The following is a 20163-nucleotide window of genomic DNA, read 5'->3' as shown; positions in this document are numbered from 1 at the left end:
GCCCATGTTCCACATTAAATCGCTCGAACTGGTCCACTGGGATTACTGGCAACGGATCAAGAACATCCCGCTCGACGCCAAGATCATCACCATCGCCGGCCAGAACGGCTCCGGCAAGACCACCTTGCTCGACGCGCTGCGCACCCTGTTCGGGCTCGATTGCTCGATGGGCCGCACCTACAAGCACTACGCGCGCCACTCCGGCCAGCAGACCGCGTGGATCCGCTCGGTGGTGGACAACAAGGCGGTGGGGCGCCAGTTGTCGAACCGGCCGTTCCGCAGCTCCGGTTTTTTCAGCGACGATGAAGTCACCCTGTTCTGCAAGATCGAAAAGAACGGCGGCGACTGGAAGCGCCAGTACCTTATGCGTCCGGGGAATATCCAGATCGAGGACGTGAGCGACGCCACCGACTGGCTGGGCGTCGAGAACTACCGCAAGCGCCTGCACAACGCCGGCCTGTCGCCGGCCATGGCCAAGGTGCTGGCGCTGGAGCAGGGCGAAACCGACAAGCTGTGCGAATACGCGCCGCGCCAGTTGCTCGACCTGGTGTTCCAGGTCTTCGGCGATAAGGAAGTGCTGGACGCCTACGACGAAGCCAAGCGCCATCAGCGCGACACCGAGACGGAACTGAAACGCTTCGAAACCGAGTTGGAAGCCTCGCGCACCAACCTGGAAGGCCTGCGCCTGCGCGTGGCCAATTACCACCAGTGGGAAGACCTGCACAAGGAACGCCGGAATCTGCTGGAAGAAGTGCTGCCGAGCCTCGAATACCACGAAGCGCGAGAAAAGGCGGCCAACGCCAGCCGTGCGCTGCGCGAAGCCCGTAAACCAATGGCGCAAGCCGACACCCAGCTGATCGAAAAGCGCAACGCGGTCGCCGCGCAGGCAAAAGCGCTGACGGACGCGCAGCAGCAGGAGACCTTGCTGGAGCAGGAAGCGACCGCCCTGGGCAGCCGCCTGACGCAAGTGAACGCCAAACTCAAACCGCTCGACAGCCTGCTCGAACAGAAGGAGCGCCTGCAAAAACTGGCCGCCGATTCCGGGGCGGACATCGCCGAAGTGGCGGCCCAGCTGGACCAGAAAGAAGCCGAACTGACGCGCCAGCGCCTGGCGCGCGACGCGCTGGCCAGCCGCATTCTGACCGAAAAATCGACCATCTCGGCCTTGCAGGGCAAGACCGCCATGCCCGAGCCGGACGCCGTGCGGGGCATGCGCCGCGCCTTGCGCGACGACGGCATCCCGCACGCGATGCTGTCCGATATCGTCGAAGTGACCGACCCCAAATGGCAGGGCGCGGTCGAAGGTGTGCTGGGCGGGTATGCCTCCGTGGTGCTGCTCGAACGTCCCAAGGATGCGGCGGCCGCCTACCGGCTGGCCGAGAAGGAGCGTTATCGCCACTTCATCGTCCCCGAGTGCATCAAGGCGCCCGTGACGAAAGACGACAGCCTGCTGTCGGTGGTGCGTTTTTCGGCCGCCGCTCCGCAATGGCTGATCGACCAGCTGGCGCGCATCGAGCGGGTCGATTCGGTGGAAAAGGGCTTCAAGCTGCACCGCGACGCCGAGTGGATCACGCCGGACGCGTATCACCGCGAACGGCGCGGCGGACGTTCGCTGTTCGTGGAAGTGTCGCGCTACCGCTTTGGTACGGCCGGGCGCAGCCAGCGCATGGAAGCGCTGCAAAAGTCGCTGCCGGCGCTCGAAGCGCAGGAAGACGCGCTCACCATCACCGTCAGCAAACTCGCGTCCGAAGTGGGCGCGCTCAAGGCCCGCATCGCCGGTGTCGACGCGGCCAAGGAACTGGCCGCGCGCCAGGCGGAATTCGACGAAGCGTTGCGCAGCACCGTGCCGCTCAAGGCCGAACGCATGGACGTGGGCACGCGCCTGGGCGAATTGCAGGCGCTGACCAAAGCGGCCACGGTGGCGCGCACGCGCGCCGACACGGTATGGCAGAACGCGCGCATGACCCTGTCGGAGGCCGAAGCCGGCCTGCGGCTCGGTCACAAGCGCCAGATCGAACAGCGCGCCGACCATGCGCGCGCGCTGCTGGAATTGCGGCGCGCCTGGCGCCATCTGCCGCAAGGCTGGCGCCGGCTGGCGCGGCGCGCGGCGCTGGTGGCCGAGCACCAGAATGCGCACCAGGTCGACCTGCGCGTGTCCTCGCTCGAACACAGCCTGGCGCGCGACGACTGGGAGCTGGACGCCACGGTCATCGACCAGCATCACCGCCTGAACGAGCAGTTGCAGGGCCGCCAGACCGAGACCGACGAACGGCGCTACCAGAACAACCGCGCGATCGACGCGACCGCGAATGCGCGTGGCGCGTACATCGAGCGGCTGCGCTACACCATCAAGACCTACAGCAAGAACATCAAGGAGCTGGGCGAGCTGGCGGGGATCGAAGTGCATGCCGACCCGGTCAAGCTGGAGAACGAAGACGTGCAGTTGTCGCAGGCCGGCCTGCACGTGCGCTTCAAGTTCGACGGCAAGGACCAGATCGGGATGAACGATGGCGAAGCGTCGGGCGGTCAGCAGGTGATGAAGTCGCTGGTGCTGCTGATTGGTTTGCTCAAATCCGAAGATGGGTCGGGCGGGTTTGTGTTTATCGATGAACCGTTTGCCCACCTGGATATCCGCAATATCCAGTTGGTGGGCGAGTTCCTCAAGAACACCGAGGCGCAGTATCTGATGACCACGCCGCTGACCCACAACACGGACGTGTACGACCCGTCGGAGCTGACGCTCATCACCAGCAAGAAGAAGAAGGATATGCCGTGGGCGCAGCCGATTTTCGTGCTGCAGCGGCGCGTGACGCCGGCGGTGGCGGTTTAGCCCTCCAGTCGCCCGGTCGTCGTTCCGCCACCACCCCGTCGTCCCCGCGCAGGAGGCTGTCTCAAAACGCTAAAATCACCGCTAGGCGGTAGACTCTTATCCGTCATTCCCGCGCAGGCGGGAATCCCATTCCGTGGCATAGCAGCGAACTTGGATTCCCGCCTTCGCGGGAATGACGGAGGTTGTGGGGGGCGGCGAAGGTGGTGCCGCGACCGATGTTCAGGCCGCGTTGATTGCCTTCTTCAAGGCGCGGCGCCAGCGGATCAAGCCCGCCGAATACGTTCCGAAATACCCCGCCGTCAGCCCCAGCGCGAGAAGCGTGATAAAACTGTCGGTGAACCCCGGCGTCGGCACGCCGCTGCCCTGGTTCGCATAAATCTCCACTCCGATATACATCACCCTTGCGAAAAACAGCATCGCAATGACCATTCCCAGGCGCGCATTCGGCGTGAAGTAGCAGGTGTCGTTTTCGAACCGGGTCAGCTTGAGCCCCCAGATCCCGTACGCGATGCCGGCCGCCGTGCCCACCGCCAGCCAGCCCAGGAGCGGCAAACGTGTCGTCACCTCCGACCCGGCCACCAGGATCATCGCCGCGAACACGCCCAGCCCCGTGTAATGGCGCGAGACGATCGAGCGCTGGCGCGTCATCATGGCCTTGAGGCGCTGGTAAAAGCGCCACACCAGAAAGGGGGCGAGCACCAGCAGTGCGATAGTGGTAATTGACATGGCGTGTGCGAATCCGGTCCTGAAACACGCATTATAAACGCCCGTCGCGGAGCCTTGGTTTCACCCACCCCGCATGCCCCAAGCCCCGTAAATACCGGAAAAGAGCGGATTGACAAGCCCGCCAGGAGTGCGCAAGATGGGCGATTGCCTACACCCGAGACCCCTCCATGCGCCACCGCCTCCCGATCGTCCCGCTGACCATGTCCCTGCTCGCCGCCACACCGAATGCGCACTCCCAGTACCAGCTGCCGCCGGCGCAATTGCAGGCCATTGTCGACGCGCCGCGCGCACCGGCGCTGGGCCTGTCCCCGCAGCGCAACCTGGCGATGATGGTCGATACCCCGGCCCTGCCCAGCATCGCCGAAGTGGCGCAGCCAGAACTCAAACTGGCCGGCCTGCGCATCAATCCGCGCACCTATTCGCCGAGCCGCTTTTCTTTCGGCACGGGTCTCAAGCTGCTCGATATCGCGACCCAGAAGGAAATCAAGATCATGGGCCTGCCCAAGCAGCTGCGCCTGGCCGACACGGCCTGGTCGCCCGACCAGCGCTACCTGGCCTTCACCCACGTCACCTACGCCGACCGTGACGGCGCCTCCGGGGTCGAACTGTGGCTGGTCGATATCAACACCCGCATCGCGCGCCGCCTGACCGCGCAGCCACTGTCCTACCTGGGCGGCTCCGGGTTTTCCTGGATGCCGGACGCCAAAGGCTTGCTGGTGCATTTCAAGCCGATCGGGCGCGGCAAGGCGCCGCAAGCGACCGGCGTGCCAAGCGGCCCGATTTTGCAGGACAGCCAGGTCAGCGTCGGCGCGCGCCAGCTGCGCACCTACCAGGACCTGCTCAAAAATGAAGAAGACGCGCGCCTGTTCGAGCATTACGCCAGCTCGCAACTGGCGCTGGTGGACCTGTCGGGCAAGCTGCGCCTGATCGGCAATCCCGACATGTACACCGACGTCACGGTCGCGCCGAACGGCAAGCTGCTGCTGTCGTCCGTGCTGCAACGGCCCTTCTCGTACGTGGTGCCGGCATCGGCCTTTCCGCGCCAGGTCGTGGTGCGCGACCTGACCGGCAAGCAGATGCACCTGGTGGTCAACAAGCCGCTCGAAGAAGGCCTGCCGCCCGGGAATGACGCCGTCTCGGCCGGCGTGCGCAAGGTCAGCTGGCGCGTGGACGCTCCGGCCACCCTGGTCTGGGCCGAAGCGCAGGATGGGGGCGACCCGGCCAAGGCGGCCGAGGTGCGCGACATCGTCTACGCGCACGCCGCGCCGTTCGCGGGTGAGCCGGCCGTGCTGGCCAAACTCGGCTCGCGCTACGAGCGCATCGTCTGGGGCAATGGCGACGTAGCCTTGCTGGGCGAAAGCTGGTACAAGACGCGCGCCGTCAAGATCTGGCGCTTGCGCCCCGAACAGCAGGCGGTGGCCCCCGAACTGCTGTTTTCGTACTCGGCCGAAGACCGCTACAACAATCCCGGCTCACCGGTCACCATGCCGGACGCCGCCGGCCGTCCGCGCCTGGTGATCGGCGCCGATTCGACCATCCTGTTGGGCGGCAGCGGCGCTTCGAACGAAGGCGACCGCCCCTTCCTCGACCGCTTCAACCTGGCCAGCAAGGCCAAGGAACGCCTGTTCCAGAGCGAGGCGCCGTACTACGAAAGCATCGTGACGGTGCTCAGCGACGACGGCACGCGCCTGCTGACCACGCGCGAGTCGCCCACCGAGCGCCCGAATTTTTATGTGCGCGACCTGAAACGCAGCGGCGCGGCGCAATTGACGGCGCTGACCAACTTCCCGCATCCGACCCCGCAGTTAAAGGATGTGCAGAAGGAGCAGATCCGCTACAAGCGCGCCGATGGCGTCGACCTGACCGCCACCCTGATGCTGCCGCCGGATTACGAAGCCAAGCGCGACGGCCCGCTGCCGCTGCTGATGTGGGCCTATCCGCAGGACTTCAAGAGCGCCAGCGCGGCCAGCCAGACCACCGGCTCGCCATTCCGCTTCAACGCCATCAGTTACTGGGGACCGGCGCCGATGCTGGCGATGGGCTACGCGGTGCTCGATAACCCGTCGATGCCGATCGTCGGCGCCGGCGACGCCGAACCGAACGACAGCTACCTGCCGCAGCTGGTGGCCAACGCCGAAGCGGCGGTCAATGAAGTGGTGCGGCGCGGCGTGGCCGAGCGCCACCGCATCGCCATCGGCGGGCATTCGTACGGCGCCTTCATGACCGGCAACCTGCTGGCGCATACGCGCCTGTTCAAGGCCGGCGTGGCGCGCAGCGGGGCGTACAACCGCACGCTCACGCCGTTCGGTTTTCAATCGGAGGAGCGCGAATTCTGGAAGGCCAGGGAGGTGTACCAGGCCATGTCGCCGTTTAATAACGCCGACAAGATCAAGGATGCGCTGCTGCTGATCCACGGCGAGCAGGATAACAATTCGGGCACGTTTCCGATGCAGAGCGAGCGCATGTTCCAGGCCATGAAGGGCCTGGGCGGCACCGCGCGCCTGGTGATGCTGCCGAACGAAAGCCACGCCTACCGCGCGCGCGAGTCGATCATGCACATGCTCTACGAGACCAATTCCTGGCTCGACAAATACGTCAAGAACGCCAAGCCCTAGCCAAGCCAAAAACGCCACAGGGGCCGCTGATGGCGGCCCCAAAGCGTGTCCAAGCGTACGGCCCCGCCGCGACGCTTATGATAGTGTCATCGCTCTATCCAACCAGGAGCGACCCCCATGAACCCAGCAACCATCGACGCCCACCGCGCACCGGACCCCGTGCCGGTCGATGAACCATCTCCCGAGCCGTTCGACAATCCCCACCCGCATCACCAGCCGGTCAAGCACCCGCAGGACGACGATCCGGTGCCCGACCCGAAGCCAAGCACCTTTTTCCTGCACTAAGCAAGCTGGCGCCAGCCTAATCGAAGGCCCACGAATAGAGCACGTCGAGCGCGGTGTTGGTCCCGGTCTGGAACTGCAGGGTGATGCGCGGATTGAGCTTGTAGCGAATCTTCACCAGGCTCGATGCGGTCGTCGCACCCTGCTCGAAACTGAGGTAGGCGCGCGACGAAATGCGCTTGCCGACCGTGACCACGGTGCTTTCCAGCCCCTTGGCCTGCGACAGTCCCAGCTCATCGACGCCGAGCGAATTGGCCAGGCGCGACTGGAACCCGCCGCCGCTGCCCGAGCCGCCCAGCAGGGCGCCGGCGGCGGCGCTGAGCAGGCCCGCTTCGTTGCCCGACGTCGCTTCCATCCCATGCCCCAGCACCAGCCATGACAGTTTTTCGCTGTCCGGCACCGACGGCGTCGACACCAGCTTGGCCACCGGCGAGAGGGCCGAGCCGCGCACTTCGACGCCCGCTTCCACATTCGTCTCGGACAGCTGTTCGCCTTCGGGGCGGCGGCGTACCGCGCGGATGTTCAGGGCCGGATTGTCGGCCGGGCCGCTGAAGGTCAGCACGCCGCGTTCGATGTCGAGGTTCTGTCCATACGCCTTGTAGGTGCCGCTGGCTACGCGGATCGAGCCGTTGGCGCGCGGCGGACGCCCGCCGGTGGTGCGCACCCGCAGCGAGCCGGCCAGTTCGGCGTCGATGCCCATGCCGCGCAGGCGGAAGGCGTCGCCCAGGTCCGCTTCCACATCCATCGTCAGCGGCATGCCTGGCTCGGTCTTGACCGCCGGCGTGCCCACGCCGGCCCGTCCCAACACGATCACGTCGTCCGAGAGGGTAGGGCGGCCCTGCGGCGCCAGTTCGATCAGCGCGCGGTCGGCCTTGAATTTTCCTTCCAGCGAGAAGCGCCTGGCGTCGCGAATCAGGGTGCTCTGGCCGCTGACGATCACGGTGCGGTCGGGGCGCGACAGGATTTCGAGCTTGTCGGCCACCAGTTTTAACTGCATGGTCGCTTCGCCGCCGGCAAAGCGCACCGCGCCGTCGGCCACCGCCGTGCCTTGCACGCCATCGAAACTGAGGCGCTGCAGCAGCAGCTGGTCGCCGCTGAGCTGGGCGCGCAACTGGCCGTTACCGAGCTTGACGCCCTGTTCGGCCCAGCGCAACGCCAGTTTGTCGCCGTTGACGTTGCCGTTCAGGGTCGGCGTGCCGACCGTGCCGCCGCCGGTGAGCGCCAGTTTGAGCGCGCCGTCCAGTTCCAGCCCCGGCTGCCCGGTAAAGGGCGCCAGCCACGCGATCGACACCATGTCGGCGTTGGCCGTCATTTTCAGGGGGCTGGCGTTGCCCAGGCGGCCTTCGAGCATTTGCGCGGTGGCGTCGACATTGGCCTGGCCGATGCGGGTGCCGTCGACCCTGGCCTGCATGCGCAGCGCGCCGCCTGTCACGTCGGCGCGCAGGTCGAGCGTGCGCAGTCCCAGCACCACCGGTACGTCGGCGCCGGCGATCACGTCGCCGCTTTCGCGGAACACGTGCAGCATGCCGTTCAGGGCCGGCGTGGCGCCATTCGGCGCCTGCATGTCGAGCGCCCAGTCGGCGCCGAGCAGCAGGTTGCCGCTGATGGCGTCGCGCATGCCGGGCGAGAATTGCGCCAGGTAGGTCAGCGGCACGCCGGCCGCCACGCCCTTGCTGGTCCAGTGCGGGCCGTTCTTGTCGAGCGACTGTACGCTCACGCTGCCGTTGGGGAGCTTGATCACCGCGTTGCTCATGCTGATCTGCTGCGGCCTGGCCAGGCCGGCCACGCCCTCGCCGGGAGCGACCGCGATGCGCAGCGGGACCGGCGCCTGCAGCGCGAACGCGTAGCGGCCCTTGTTCTGCAGCGCCGCCACGGTGCCGGTCCAGGCGCTGTTGGCCCAGCCGCCGCGGATCTCGCCGGCGGCATCAAAACTGTCGCTGCGCGCGTCCAGGCGCAGCACGTGGGCGCCGCGCGTGCCGCTCGTTTGCAGGTGCGCCGTGTCGATGCGGGTGTCGCCGCTGACGTACTCGGTAATCGCAATGTCGCTCACCAGCGGGTCGTCCGGCCCGCGCCCGCTGCCAAGATTGGCGCTCGCGCGCAGGGTCTTGACCTGGTGCTTGCCGAGCACCTTGAGGTTCTGGCCTTCCAGCGCGGCGCTGACGGCCGGCGCGGCCATCGTGCCCGAGACAGTGCCCGAACCTTTGAGCACGCCGCCGTAATCGGGTCCGAGCGCGGCCAGTTGCGGCGCGTCGATGCGCCAGTCAAGCTTGTCGGAGGCGGCGCCGAAGCTGCCCTTGGCGGCCACGATGTTCGGCCCCACGTGCAGGTCGACGTCGGCGTTCGAGACGTGTTTTGCGTCGGCCGCCACCTTGGCGTGCCCCCAGAAGGGCGAGTTGGCCAGGGTCGATGGCTGCAAGGCCAGATCCAGGTTGCCGCGCCAGTCGGGGCCGGAGCGCCCGGCGGCATCAAAGGTGCCGTTGATGCTGCCGGCCAGGGGCGAGCCGAAAGCGGCCGGATTGAAGCGCTGCGCCGTGCCGGCCGCCTTGACCTCGACCGCGCCTGCGGTTGCTCCCGACCCCAGCCATGCTTCGCCGGTCGCGTGCAGCAGGCTGTTGTTGGCCTTGCGCGCCGCCGCCACCCAGCCAAGGCCGGTGGCATCGACCTCGAAGGTGGTGCGCGGCGCGGCCATGATGCCGGTGACGACGCCGTTGGCCGCCAGCGCGCCGTACAAGTCGCTGCGCGCGGCCGCCAGGTCGGTGGCGTTGACCTTCCAGGTGAGTTTTTCGCCCGCTGCGCCGAACGAGCCGGCCAGTTCCGCCGTGTTCTTGCCCAGTGCGAGCGTGGCGTCCACGCCGCTGATATGGGCGGCGTCGGCATTGAGCTTGCCTTTGCCCGACAGCGGCTGGTCGAACAGGCGGCTTGGCCGCAGCGCAAAATCGGCCGCCACTTTCCACGCCGGCGACAAAGCGCCGCTGGCGTTGATGTCGGCGTTGATGTCCGCTTTCGGCAGGTCGCCGAAGGCGGATGGATCGAACTTGACGGCGCTGGCGGCGAGCTTGAATTCGCGCTTGCCACCGAGGTTGGCGCTGCCGTGTACATTCACGCTGCTGGCGCCGGCGGCCAGGCGCGCCTGCTGTACCGTGAGCACGTTGTCGGCCAGGGTGGCTTTCGCTTCCAGGCGCATGCCCGCTTCCACCAGCCTGGTGGTGAAGGTCTGGGTGCTGCCCTCGTTGGCGACGGTGATGTCGCCGGCGATCTTGGTCGACTTCATGCGGCTGTGCAGGCGCTTGATGTCGATGCCGTCGGTGTGCAGCGCAAAGCCGGCCGTGCCGATTCCCTTGTCGGCCGCGGTGCGCGCCACCGTGCCGCTGCCGGTGAACTTGCCGGCTTCGCCCAGGTCGATCAATACCGCGCCAATCTCCAGCGCCGACAGCTTGCCTTTGAGTTCAGCGCGCATGGCGCGCAGCGGCAGCCGTTGCAGGTCGATCGGGCCGGTCGCGCCGGCGTTGTCGATCGCCACGCTGCCGGCGATGTTGCGGTTCGCTTCGATGCGCGCCGTGATCGCCAGCGACAGGTCGGCTTTCGGCAGTTCGGGATTGAAAAAGCCCGGGTCGATATTCTTGCCGTGGATGGTCAGGGCGCGCAGCGGGATCGGATCGAACGGCGCCAGCGTGAATTTGGCGTCGCCGCTGGCCTTGCCCGATACCGCCGTGGCGTCGAGTTGCGTGGTCACCAGGTCGCCGCCCACGCCCAGCTTGATCTGGGCCGGCTGCTGGCCGGCGGGCACCACGAGCTGGGTCAGGCTGGCGCTGCCGGCCAGCTTGAACGGATGGTTGGCGCCGATGCTGGCGTCGGCCATGGCCTTGCCCCACGGGGTGATGGCGCTGGCGCGGCGCAGCGCCCATTGCGTCGGGTCGCCCAGGAGGTCGAAGCGCACGTCGGTGATGACCGTTTCGGCGCCCGGCGCGGCGGCGTTGGTGAGGGTGACTTTGGCCAGGCGCGCGTCGTCCACTTCGAGCTTGAACGGAGGGGCCAGCTTGGTCGGCATCCTGGCCGGTTCGCCTTCGCGCAGGGTATCCATGCGCAGGGTGGCCACGTGCAGCTTGTTGATCGCCACGCCGCGACTGAGGTACTGGAAGGGCGACCAGTCGATGTCGATGTTTTCGGCGGTGATGACTTGTTCGGGCGTGCGGTAGACGACTTTACCGACGTGCATGGCGCCGTACAGCGAGCCGTTGACGCCAGTGACGACGATGCTGCCGCCGCTGGCGTTGGCCACGCGCTGGACCAGCATTTGCAGGGTGGTTTCGCGTCCCAGGTACCAGTAGGCGCCGCCCAGCAGGGCGCCGGTGACGACCACGCCGACGGCGACGCGGCGCGGCCAGCGGCGCTGGCGGACCTTGGGATCCGACGGGGTGGTAGGGGTGTCGGCGGTAGTCATCAGAATGTAAAGCCCAGTGAGAAGTGCAGGCGCGCTTTTTTGAGCGCTTGTCCGTATGCGAGATCGACGTTGATCGGGCCGACCGGGCTGCGCCAGCGCGCGCCCAGCCCATAGCCCGATTCCGGTTTCAGGTCCTTGAATTTGTCGGCGGCGTTGCCGGCGTCGTAGAAGAAGGCCACGCCCCAGGGCGGCTTGAACCAGTATTGGTATTCCACGCTGCCGGTGAGCAGATAGCGCCCGCCGACGATGGCGTCGCCTTCGCGCACGCCCAGTTGCTGGTAGCCGTAGCCGCGCACCGACTGGTCGCCGCCGGCGCGGAACAGGAAGGTCGACGGCACGCCGGCCTTGTCGCGCGAGGCCAGCACGCCCGCTTCGCCGCGCACGATCAGGTTGCTCGACGGCCCGAGCGGACGGTATTGGACGAAGCGGGTGCTGGCGCGCAGAAAGCGTTCATCGGTCAGCACCGGCAGCACCGCGCCGCCGAACTGCGCGTTGAGCACATAGCCGCGCGTCGGCAGCACCAGGTTGTCGAGCGCGCGCTTGGTCCAGCTGAAGGTGAGCGGCACGCTCTGGCTGCGGCGCGTTTGCACGCCTTCGACCATGCGCCGCTCGCTCAGGTACTCGAGCGTCAGGCTGCGTTCGAGCAGCGGCGTGCCCCAGGCGCGGCGCCCGGCCACGGTGGCCACGTTGGTCACTTCGCCGCGCAGGTCGGTGCGCTCGAAACCGGCGCCGAAGCTGTCGTTGTAGCCTTTCTCGGTGGTCGGAAAGTAAAAATCGGAGCGCGCGGTCTGGCGCTTCTGCTCCATGATCAGGTTGCTTTTCATGCGCAGGCCGAACACGTCCAGGTCGGCGTAATTGAGCTGGGCGCGCGCGCCGGTGTTGGTCGAGTAACCGAGACCGACGTCGAGATTCTTTTGCTTGTTCTCGGTCACGCGCACCAGCACCGGCAGGATCGCCGGGTTGGCCAGCGGCGGGCGCGGGATGTCCTTCTGGTCGTCGCTCATGGCGTCGATGTCTTCCGACAGCGCGGCCGACATGTCGGCGCTCACTTCCACGGTGCTGAAGTAGCCGGTGTCCTGCAGGCGCGCCTGGTAGGCTTGCAGGGCCGCTTCGTTGTATTCCTGGCCGGGGCGGATGCGATTGAGGTTGCTCACGATGGTGCGCGAATAGCGCTTCAGGCCTTCGACCCGCAGTTCGCCGAAGCGCGCTTCGGGGCCGCTGTCGAGCACCACCTTGAGCAGGGCGCGGCGCACGTCGGGGTCGACGATGGCGCTCGATTCGACCAGCTGGGCGCGCGGGTAGCGCGCCATCATCACCTGGCGCAGCAGGTTGCGCTTGGCGCCTTCCCAGTCGGCCTGGCGAAAGCGCTGCCCGACCGGCAGGCCCCAGCGGCTGCGCAGGTCGTCCGCGTTGTATGGTTTGGCGTCCGGGCCGACTGGCTCGAAACCCTTGAGCACCAGTTCGACGTCGCCCACCAGCACCGGCAGGCCGGGGTCGACCGTGATGCGCGCGACCGGTTTGGCGCCGCTGGTGTCCAGGCCCGCGCTGACCTTGGGCGAATAGTAGCCTTCGGTCGCGATCAGGGTCTTGGCTTGCTCGGGCACGGCCTTGACCAGGCGCTGCAACTGGTCGAGGTCGAGGCGCGGGTTGCCCTGCCAGCGCACCAGGTCCAGGTTTTCTTCAAGCAGGTCGTCGAGCTGGCCGGGGGCGTCCACCTTGACCGAGTAGTCGATGCCGCGCGCCGGGACTGGCTGCACGGCTGGCGCTGGCGGCGCCTCGGTGTCCTGCGCCAGCGCCGATGCCGGCGGCGCCGCCAGGCACACGGTCACGGCGATCTGTGCCAAAATTCGTCGCTGAGGCGGCGTCCGGGCTGTTGTTTTGTCTGGTGTTGCGGGAAACATGTCGCTCCAATGGGAAAATGCTCCGGGCATCTTACCGGATCGGCTGCAATGATGGCGAACGTCTAATGATCTGGAAAATACAATATGCAACAAGCTGATACCGCACTGGTGTTGTTTAGCGGCGGACAAGACTCCGCCACCTGCCTGGCCTGGGCTCTGGAGCGTTATGCGCGCGTGGAAACCATCGGTTTCGACTACGGCCAGCGGCACGCCATCGAGCTGACCGTGCGTCCCGCGGTGCTGGGCAAGATGCGCGCCCTGAAGGCCGGCTGGGATGCGCGCCTGGGCGAAGATCACCTGGTCGACCTGTCCCTGATCAGCAAGATCTCGGACACCGCCATGACCAGCAACGTGGCCATCGAAATGCAGGCCAACGGCCTGCCGAACACCTTTGTACCGGGGCGTAACCTGCTGTTCATGACCGTGGCGGCCACCGTGGCCTACCGGCGTGGCTTGAATGTGCTGGTCGGCGGCATGTGCGAAACCGATTTTTCGGGCTATCCGGACTGCCGCGACGATACCATGAAGGCCTTGCAGGTGGCGCTGAACCTGGGCATGGCCACGCGCCTGAAACTCGAAACGCCGCTGATGTGGATCGACAAGAAGCAGACCTGGCAACTGGCGCACGAGGCCGGCGGCGCGGCGCTGGTCGACCTGATCCGGGAAGACACCCATACCTGCTACCTGGGCGAGCGCGGCGCGCTGCATGCCTGGGGTTACGGCTGCGGTACTTGCCCGGCCTGCGCCCTGCGCGCGCGCGGTTACCTGCAATACATCGGCGCGGCGTGAACGGCGCGGCGGCGACGTGGTTCTGTCCTGTCTCCTCATGATCGGCCTGCCGCTGCACCCAGGCTGCACCCGGCGCGCGCCGCCGCCACAGTGTTGGATTTTGGTCTACGACAGCCTCCGGCGCTGTATTTATAGGCTTCGGGCCGGCCGCTGAAGCTTCTTCAGTGCAATAATACTGATTGGAAATGAAAATGTCTGGCGCGCTTGCGCGCCGGGTTTTTCGCTTCCATCACACCCATCCCGCACCGATCCTGCACTCAAGCGAGCCTCTCTCCCATGACCATGAAAAACCTGTTCCCTGTCACTCCCGCGCTGCGCGGCCTGCTGGCCGGCGCCGCCATGCTTTCCTTGCTGACCGGCTGCCTGAACGCCCCGATGGTCGATACGACCAAGTACAGCGCCCCGAAATCGGTGGTGATCGAAGATTTCCCGGATATGAAAGTGGCGGCCGTGATTGGCGTGGTCGTGCCCAAGTCGTACGCCTTCCCGGGATTTCATTTTTCGCGTCACGCCGATTTTTTCTACATGGACGATGAGCTCAACGAGTTGCCGGCCGACGCACCGCCGCTGTTCCAGTACCAGAGCGCCGGCATTCTGAACGCGGCGATCGGGAACATGGTGACCGGTTCCGAAGAGAAGACCCAAAAACGCGCCGAAGGTTTCCATGGCGCCGTGCTGGCGCGCCTGCCGGGCTTCGACATGCGCAAGGATTTCCTGGCCAGCCTGCGCAAGTCGCTCGAAGCGCAGGGCATCACCGTGACGCTGTCCGATGCCGGCCGGCGTAACTATCCGCGCCATCGCTGGGCGGCCGCGGATGCGGAAGGCAACAAGTATCCGCTCGGTCCGCTGGCATCGTCGGCGCCGGTGGATGCCGACCTGCTGGTGCAGATCAGCCCGGTTGCGTTTTACATGGCGCCCGGTGGCTTGAATGCGTACTTCCGCAATGCCAGCGTCGGCGTGGCCTTGTACAACGGCCGCACCAAGCAGTTCCTCGGGCGCCAGACGCTGGTATTTAGCAACGGCGGCTTCGCCTACCAGTACATGAAGTACGATACCCTGGTCAGCGATATTCCAGTGGCTGCCCCGGCCCTGCGCGAGGCTGTGCTGTCGCTGGTGCCGCAACTGGTCGACCTGATCAACGCGCGTCCGGTCAAGTAAGCGCTCTTGCCGGGGCTGGCGGCATGTGCCGCGGCGGCCCCGGCGCTTGGGTCAGGGCTTGCGCACGAAGTTGTGGTATTCCGTGACCCAGCTCACGCCATTGTCGACGGAGCGGCGAATCGCGTAGAAGCCGCGCTCCTTGCCGTGGCTGAGCATGGCGCCCGAGGGCAGGATGTCCAGCGCGCCGCCCGGAAATTGACCGACCTGGGTCCATTTGCGGCCCAGGTCGCTGCTGGTATGCAGGACCGGGCCAGACGTCTGGTCGAGCGGCAGCGCCGTGCTGCGCACCCACAGGTCGTCGCCGCCCGCTTGCAGGGGTACCCAGGCGTTGCGCGGGGTGGGCACTTCCTGCCAGCTCAGGCCCTGGTCCTTGCTGATATAGGCGCCCCCGAACATCTTGCCGCGTACGCCGATGGTGCCGTTCGGACTGGCCTGGGCCGCCTCGACTTTCATTTCTTTCGGCATCTTGCGCGTGACCCACTGGCCGCTCGCGTAATCGAGCAGATGCAAGCTGTCCTCGACCGCGAAGCCGAAGCCGCGCTCCGTGCGCCAAGGCCAGAAGCCCGACTGGCCCCACCAAAAATCTTTCTTGAGAGGCAAACTGGTCACCTGCTTCCAATTGCCGCCGTCGATGTCCCTGGCGTGGAACACGCTCAACAGCTCATTGCTGTGCAGGGTGATATACCAGCCGGCGCGCTCGTTGCCGGCCACGTAGATCAGGTTCCCGTTTGGCAGGTTGCCGGGGGCGACCGGCGTGAGCGTGGTGGCGCCCGGCGCCAGCCGCACGATGGTGTTCGCTTCGCCGACTCCGATCAGGGTGGCGTTGGGCAGCGCGACCGGCAGCACGCACGCCAGCGAATTGAGGTCCTTGCCTTGCACGCTGCTCCATTCACCCGTCACCGAGCGCAGCAGCACCGCGCCCATTTTGGCGGCGGCGGCGATGCGTCCGTCCGGATACTCGCTGAAGCAGCCGGCGCCGACCGGACGGCGCAGCGCGATGGTTTCGGCCACGTCATCCTCCAGGCGCGCCGTGGTCCAGCCGGGTGCCGCGTCGCGGCCCAGTAAGCGGGCGTGCGGCGGCGATTTGCGTTCGAGAAGCTGGCGATTGTCGGTATGCAGCGCGCTGCGGCCCATGATCGTGGCTTTGTTGAGTGGGGTAATCACCGTGCGCCCCAGGTCCACCGTTTGGCCGGGCAAGACCGTGAAGGTGCCGAACAGGTCGCGCCGTTTTGAACCGATGGTGGGCGTGACGGTGGTCTGGGTGGTGATCCTCCAGCCCACCAGCTCGTCGACCGTTTGCAGGAAGTAAGGCTTCATCCTCACTTCCACCATCTGGTAGTCGCCGGCCGGCAGCACGCCGACAAACACCGCGCTGTCGAAGGCCAGCGCGGGGGCGACCTGGCCGATCACGTAGATATCGGCGTTCTCGCCCGGCGCCGCCGTCTTGCCCTCGCCGGGTGCGCCGAGGCGGCGCACGTTGACGGACATCATGTCCAGCACCGTCACCAGGTTGGTGCTCACGCTCACGACCACCGTCCCTTCCTCCGCCTTGGGCACGCGCGCGAGCGGGTCGTCGGCGCGGGTCGAGCGGTCGAAGGCGGCACCGGGGCCAGCGGCCAGCAGCAGGAACATGCCGGGCAGCAGTGCGCGGGCGGGGTGGAATGCAAGAGACATGAGGTCCGATCGTCGGTGCGGGGGAAGGGCGTCATCCGGCTGCTGAGCGCATGGAATTAACGCATGGAAATATTATCCCATGCTTGCCCTGGCCGGTGTGCCGCTGTATTCACAGTGTGGTTTGGCGGCACACCACACTTATTCAATTTGCATGACTATCTATTAACATTCTTGTTGTTGAAACCTTTCCCGCGTAGTACATTCAAGCCAGTGACACCTCCCCGATAGCGCATGCCACCGGGTCCGCCGCGCTGGACCCGGTGGCCCGCCGCGCGCCCGTTTTTGTCACTGCCCGCGCTATGGTTGCAGTCCTTCCGCTGTTGAATTACATGGTTCGTCCATCCATCAATCAGGAGACTTGATACATGCCATCCCCCGTCAGTTACCGTATTCACCCGTCGATCGGCGTCGGCCGCGTCGGCAACAGCCTCGATGCGTATTACCTTGCACCGGACAGCATCGGCGGCCTGCCGATCGAAGCGGACACCGATGGCGATCCCGTTCGCGACAATGGCGTCCCCAGGCGCGTGACCCAGTTCAAGGACGCCAAGGGCTTGATCAAGCGCCAGGCCGCCACCTTCAGCATCTGGCAGTCCAGCCCGGACGGGCTGGGCGAGGTCGAGCTGGACCTGACCGGCGAGCTGGTCGAGTCGGTGGTCTGGTCGGTGCATGTGGCAAACAAGAAGGCGGCGTGGTGGGATTTCACGCCCCTGCTGGGCGACCTGATGTTCGGCCAGTACAACAGTTACGAGACCTGGCAGGAGCCGCCCGACGCCTGGAACGTGGCCGGCCCGGTGACCGGCTATCGCAACCCCGACGTGGCCGGCGACGCCCGCAAGGGCCTGATCATCGATCCGGGCCCGCGCAGCGTGCGCGGGCCGCGTGCGGCGCCGGTGGAATTTACGGCGGACACGGTGCCGCCCGGGTACCAGCACGCCTCCTTCCCCCCGCCCGATCCAAGCCAGGGCTTGCCGGTCAAGTCGCTCGGCGAAATCCGCACCGATTCGCGCGCAAACCTGCTGGTGCTGGGCGGCTTCGGCCACGCCGGCGGCAACGAGAGCATTACCGGTTTCGGCGGCGGCAACACCTGGAACGACGATATCGCCGACGGCCCGGTGACGGCCACCGTCACCTTCAAGGACCAGAGCGTGGTCACCTTGTCGGCCTGGGTGGTGATCGGCTCGCCCAAGTTCGCACCGCAGCTGGTCAATGTGTCGACCTGGGACGACGTGGCGCTCGACTGCGCGCTCAAGTACCAGGGCGCGCGGCCCGACGTCTACGACCTGAGCGCGTGGCCGGAGACGGACGGCTGGAATCCCGACTACCAGGTCAACTACTGGGAAGACATCAAGCCTTTTCTCAACCGCATGGCCGACTACCAGTGGGTGGCGACGGTGCCATCGATGACGGCCTTCATCAACCCGCCTTTTGACCCCAACGATACCAGCGAACGGGCCGGGGAGCTGCGCGCGCAGTTCCTCAGTTACTTCCGCAACCCGCCGGCGCGGCGCGACGCCACCCTGGAGCAGCCGGCCGGCTTTGTCGGCACCGGGAACCAGCAATTGTTCAGCAGCGGCTTGCAGGAAACGAGCGGCATTCCGCTGGTGCCGATGAATTCGGGCTCGAATTCGGTGCGCAACAATGTGATCGACAAGTTTTCAGTGCTGACCGATACCCAGTATTTCCTGCTCAAGCAATGGGCGGCGGGCCAGTTCTCGCCGACCGCGCCGGCCTTGCGCATCCCCAATGTGCATCCGCTCGACCAGGCCGGGATCGGCAATTGCGTGGGCGAGCCGATGTGCCCGGGGATCGAAGTGACCTGGTCGGTGCGCAACCCGACCGTGTACGCGGCGCCGTACCAGATCCGGCACCGCCACGACGAGGCGTATTACAAGGAACACGGCCTGTCATGGTCGGAAGACGAAACCGCACCGGTCGACTGGAGCGCGCCGACCGTGGGCGCCGGTTGCGAGCCGGGCGACCTGACCAAGCGCATGGCCATTCCGTGGCAGGCCGACTTCTTCGATTGCTCGGTCCAGTTCATTAATTTCGATAACCCTGCGCAGGTCAAGGATCCGGCCACGATGATTCCCACGCCGCCGACCTATTATTCCTACTGGTGGCCGCCGCAAAGCCCGTGGAACGTGATCGCCGGCGGCTCCACCGCCGAGGAGCAGAAGGTGACCGGGGTGCCGGCCGGGATGCAGGTGATGTACAGCCGCGGCGTGAACAGCTTCACGCAGATGATCACCGCGTGGAAGTACCTGGGCTTCGTGGCCAACCAGAACCACGACCCGGCGTCCGGGCGCCAGTATCCATATTTCGCCGAGCAGGAGCGCAACCACCGCCAGTTCCACATGGCCAGCGTGGCGGTCGGCAATGTGAGCAGCTTCGTCACCAGCGACGATTCGACCTTCTATCCGGCCTGGTTCCTCAAGGATGAAGATCCCGAACCGCAGACCCGCCAGGGCGACAAGCCGCGCAAGATATTGACCTTGTCGCATGGCCGCACCAGCCGCCGCTGACCTTGGCGGCGCGCGCGCCGGGGACGATGAGGTCGACGTCATCATCCTCGGCGCCGGGCCGGCCGGCGCCGCCGCGGCGATCACCCTGCGCCGCCATACGCGGCTGCGGGTGGCGCTGGTCGAGCGGCGCCTGTTCGATCCCTTCCGTCCCGGCGAGACCGTCTCGCCGGCCTTGTTTCCATTGATGGACTACCTGGGCATCGCGCGCGCCCGATTTGAAGAACGCCATCTGCAATCGTACGCGCACGCCGCCGCCTGGGGTGGCGACAAGCTGGTGGTGCGCGATTTCCTGTTCAATGGCCAGGGCAGCGGCTTGCACCTGGACCGCCTGGCGTTCGACAGCATGTTGCTCGAACAGGCCGGCCAGCTCGGCGCGCAGATCGTGCAACCGGCCGAGCTGCTGGGGATCAGCGGGGGCGCGCGCTGGGCCGTCGCGTTGCGCCAGGGCGGGCGCAAGCGCACCCTGGGCGCCGCCTACCTCATCGATTGCAGCGGGCGCAGCAGCGTGATGGTGCGCCAGCAGCAGTGCCCGGTGCTGCAAACAGACCGCATGGTGGGGGTGTACGCCTACTACGCGGCCGGGCCGGCCGGCGGGGGCGAGCGGCTGCAGCGCACCCTGGTCGAAACCACCGAACAGGGCTGGTTCTACCTGGCCCCGCTGCCGGGCGCTCGCACGGCGCTCGCCTTCATGACCGACGCCGAGACCTTGCGCACGCTCGACTTGCTCGATCCCGCTACCTGGCGGCGCCATGCGCTGGCCAGCACGCATATCGGTGCGCTGGTGCGCGGGCTGGGGGCGCCGCAAGCGTTCCGCCAGTATCCGGTCCACAGCCGGGTGGCGCGCCTGCCGGCCAACGCCGCCTGGACCGCGGCCGGGGACGCAGCCGCCAGCTTCGACCCGGTCTCGTCGCTGGGCATCGGGCACGCGCTCAGTTCCGGCATCCACGCCGCCCGGGTGGCGCATGCGTACGTGGAGCAGGGCGGCGGACTGGGGGAGGGCTACCGCCAGTCCTTGCTCGCGCATTTCCAGTCGTACGCGGCCACCCGGCGCGCTTTGTACGCCAACGAGCGGCGCTGGCCTGGGGCGGGGTTCTGGCAACGGCGCCTGGCGCAGGAGGGCGAGCGCGCAGTCGCTTGACGCGCAGCCGCGGTCCGCGGCGGCCCGCGGCGGCCCATTCCCCCTTTTCCCTCCACGAACACGCCGCCCGGCAACACTTCCCAC

At 66.7% G+C, this 20163-nt stretch carries 11 protein-coding genes; 7 read left to right on the top strand and 4 right to left on the bottom strand.

Annotation, left to right across the window (positions count from 1 at the left end; translation table 11 throughout):
- Window positions 1–4: 4 nt before the first annotated feature.
- The gene (locus tag F1735_RS02620) at window positions 5–2830 is read left to right on the top strand and encodes an AAA family ATPase (RefSeq protein WP_167235466.1); all 2826 of its coding nucleotides are present in this window, start codon (window positions 5–7) and stop codon (window positions 2828–2830) included.
- A 219-nt stretch (window positions 2831–3049) separates the two neighbouring features.
- On the opposite strand, the gene F1735_RS02615 is transcribed toward F1735_RS02620, so the two are convergent.
- Window positions 3050–3556, bottom strand: a complete 507-nt coding sequence (locus tag F1735_RS02615) for a hypothetical protein (protein WP_167235465.1) — start codon at window positions 3554–3556, stop codon at window positions 3050–3052.
- Between the two features lie 167 nt (window positions 3557–3723).
- Between F1735_RS02615 and F1735_RS02610 the strand changes: the two genes are divergently transcribed.
- Together F1735_RS02610 and F1735_RS02605 are read left to right on the top strand one after the other, a co-directional pair.
- Window positions 3724–6171, top strand: coding sequence for a S9 family peptidase (locus tag F1735_RS02610; RefSeq protein ID WP_167235464.1), 2448 nt, complete (start codon window positions 3724–3726; stop codon window positions 6169–6171).
- A 117-nt stretch (window positions 6172–6288) separates the two neighbouring features.
- The gene (locus tag F1735_RS02605; RefSeq protein ID WP_166890286.1) at window positions 6289–6456 is read left to right on the top strand and encodes a hypothetical protein; all 168 of its coding nucleotides are present in this window, start codon (window positions 6289–6291) and stop codon (window positions 6454–6456) included.
- A gap of 16 nt (window positions 6457–6472) precedes the next feature.
- Here the strand turns inward: F1735_RS02605 and F1735_RS02600 are convergent, their stop codons facing one another.
- A complete protein-coding gene (locus tag F1735_RS02600) occupies window positions 6473–10894 on the bottom strand; it encodes a translocation/assembly module TamB domain-containing protein (RefSeq protein ID WP_167235463.1) in 4422 nt (1473 codons plus the stop codon).
- Window positions 10894–12738: an autotransporter assembly complex protein TamA gene (locus F1735_RS02595; protein WP_229505590.1), complete on the bottom strand. Its 1845-nt coding sequence runs from the start codon at window positions 12736–12738 to the stop codon at window positions 10894–10896. The genes F1735_RS02600 and F1735_RS02595 overlap by 1 nt, the downstream gene beginning before the upstream one ends.
- A gap of 141 nt (window positions 12739–12879) precedes the next feature.
- Here F1735_RS02595 and queC point away from each other — a divergent pair, with 141 nt between their 5' ends.
- Window positions 12880–13584: a 7-cyano-7-deazaguanine synthase QueC gene (gene queC / locus F1735_RS02590; RefSeq protein WP_167235461.1), complete on the top strand. Its 705-nt coding sequence runs from the start codon at window positions 12880–12882 to the stop codon at window positions 13582–13584.
- A 282-nt stretch (window positions 13585–13866) separates the two neighbouring features.
- Window positions 13867–14742, top strand: a complete 876-nt coding sequence (locus tag F1735_RS02585; protein ID WP_167235460.1) for a hypothetical protein — start codon at window positions 13867–13869, stop codon at window positions 14740–14742.
- Window positions 14743–14793: 51 nt separating this feature from the next.
- Here the strand turns inward: F1735_RS02585 and F1735_RS02580 are convergent, their stop codons facing one another.
- Window positions 14794–16416, bottom strand: coding sequence for a hypothetical protein (locus F1735_RS02580; protein WP_167235459.1), 1623 nt, complete (start codon window positions 16414–16416; stop codon window positions 14794–14796).
- 365 nt (window positions 16417–16781) lie between these two features.
- Between F1735_RS02580 and lodA the strand changes: the two genes are divergently transcribed.
- Both lodA and F1735_RS02570 read left to right on the top strand, forming a co-directional pair.
- Entirely contained in the window at window positions 16782–18941 is a 2160-nt protein-coding gene (gene lodA / locus F1735_RS02575; protein WP_167235458.1) for a CTQ-dependent lysine 6-oxidase LodA, read from the top strand.
- A complete protein-coding gene (locus F1735_RS02570; protein WP_167235457.1) occupies window positions 18919–20079 on the top strand; it encodes an FAD-dependent monooxygenase in 1161 nt (386 codons plus the stop codon). The genes lodA and F1735_RS02570 overlap by 23 nt, the downstream gene beginning before the upstream one ends.
- Window positions 20080–20163: the final 84 nt, after the last annotated feature.

This window comes from Massilia genomosp. 1, from assembly GCF_011682185.1.
In the GTDB taxonomy this organism is placed as follows: Bacteria; Pseudomonadota; Gammaproteobacteria; order Burkholderiales; family Burkholderiaceae_D; genus Telluria_A; species Telluria_A rubra.
The sequence above is the reverse complement of the archived record's forward strand: the minus strand, read 5'-3'. Positions and strand labels throughout refer to the sequence as shown.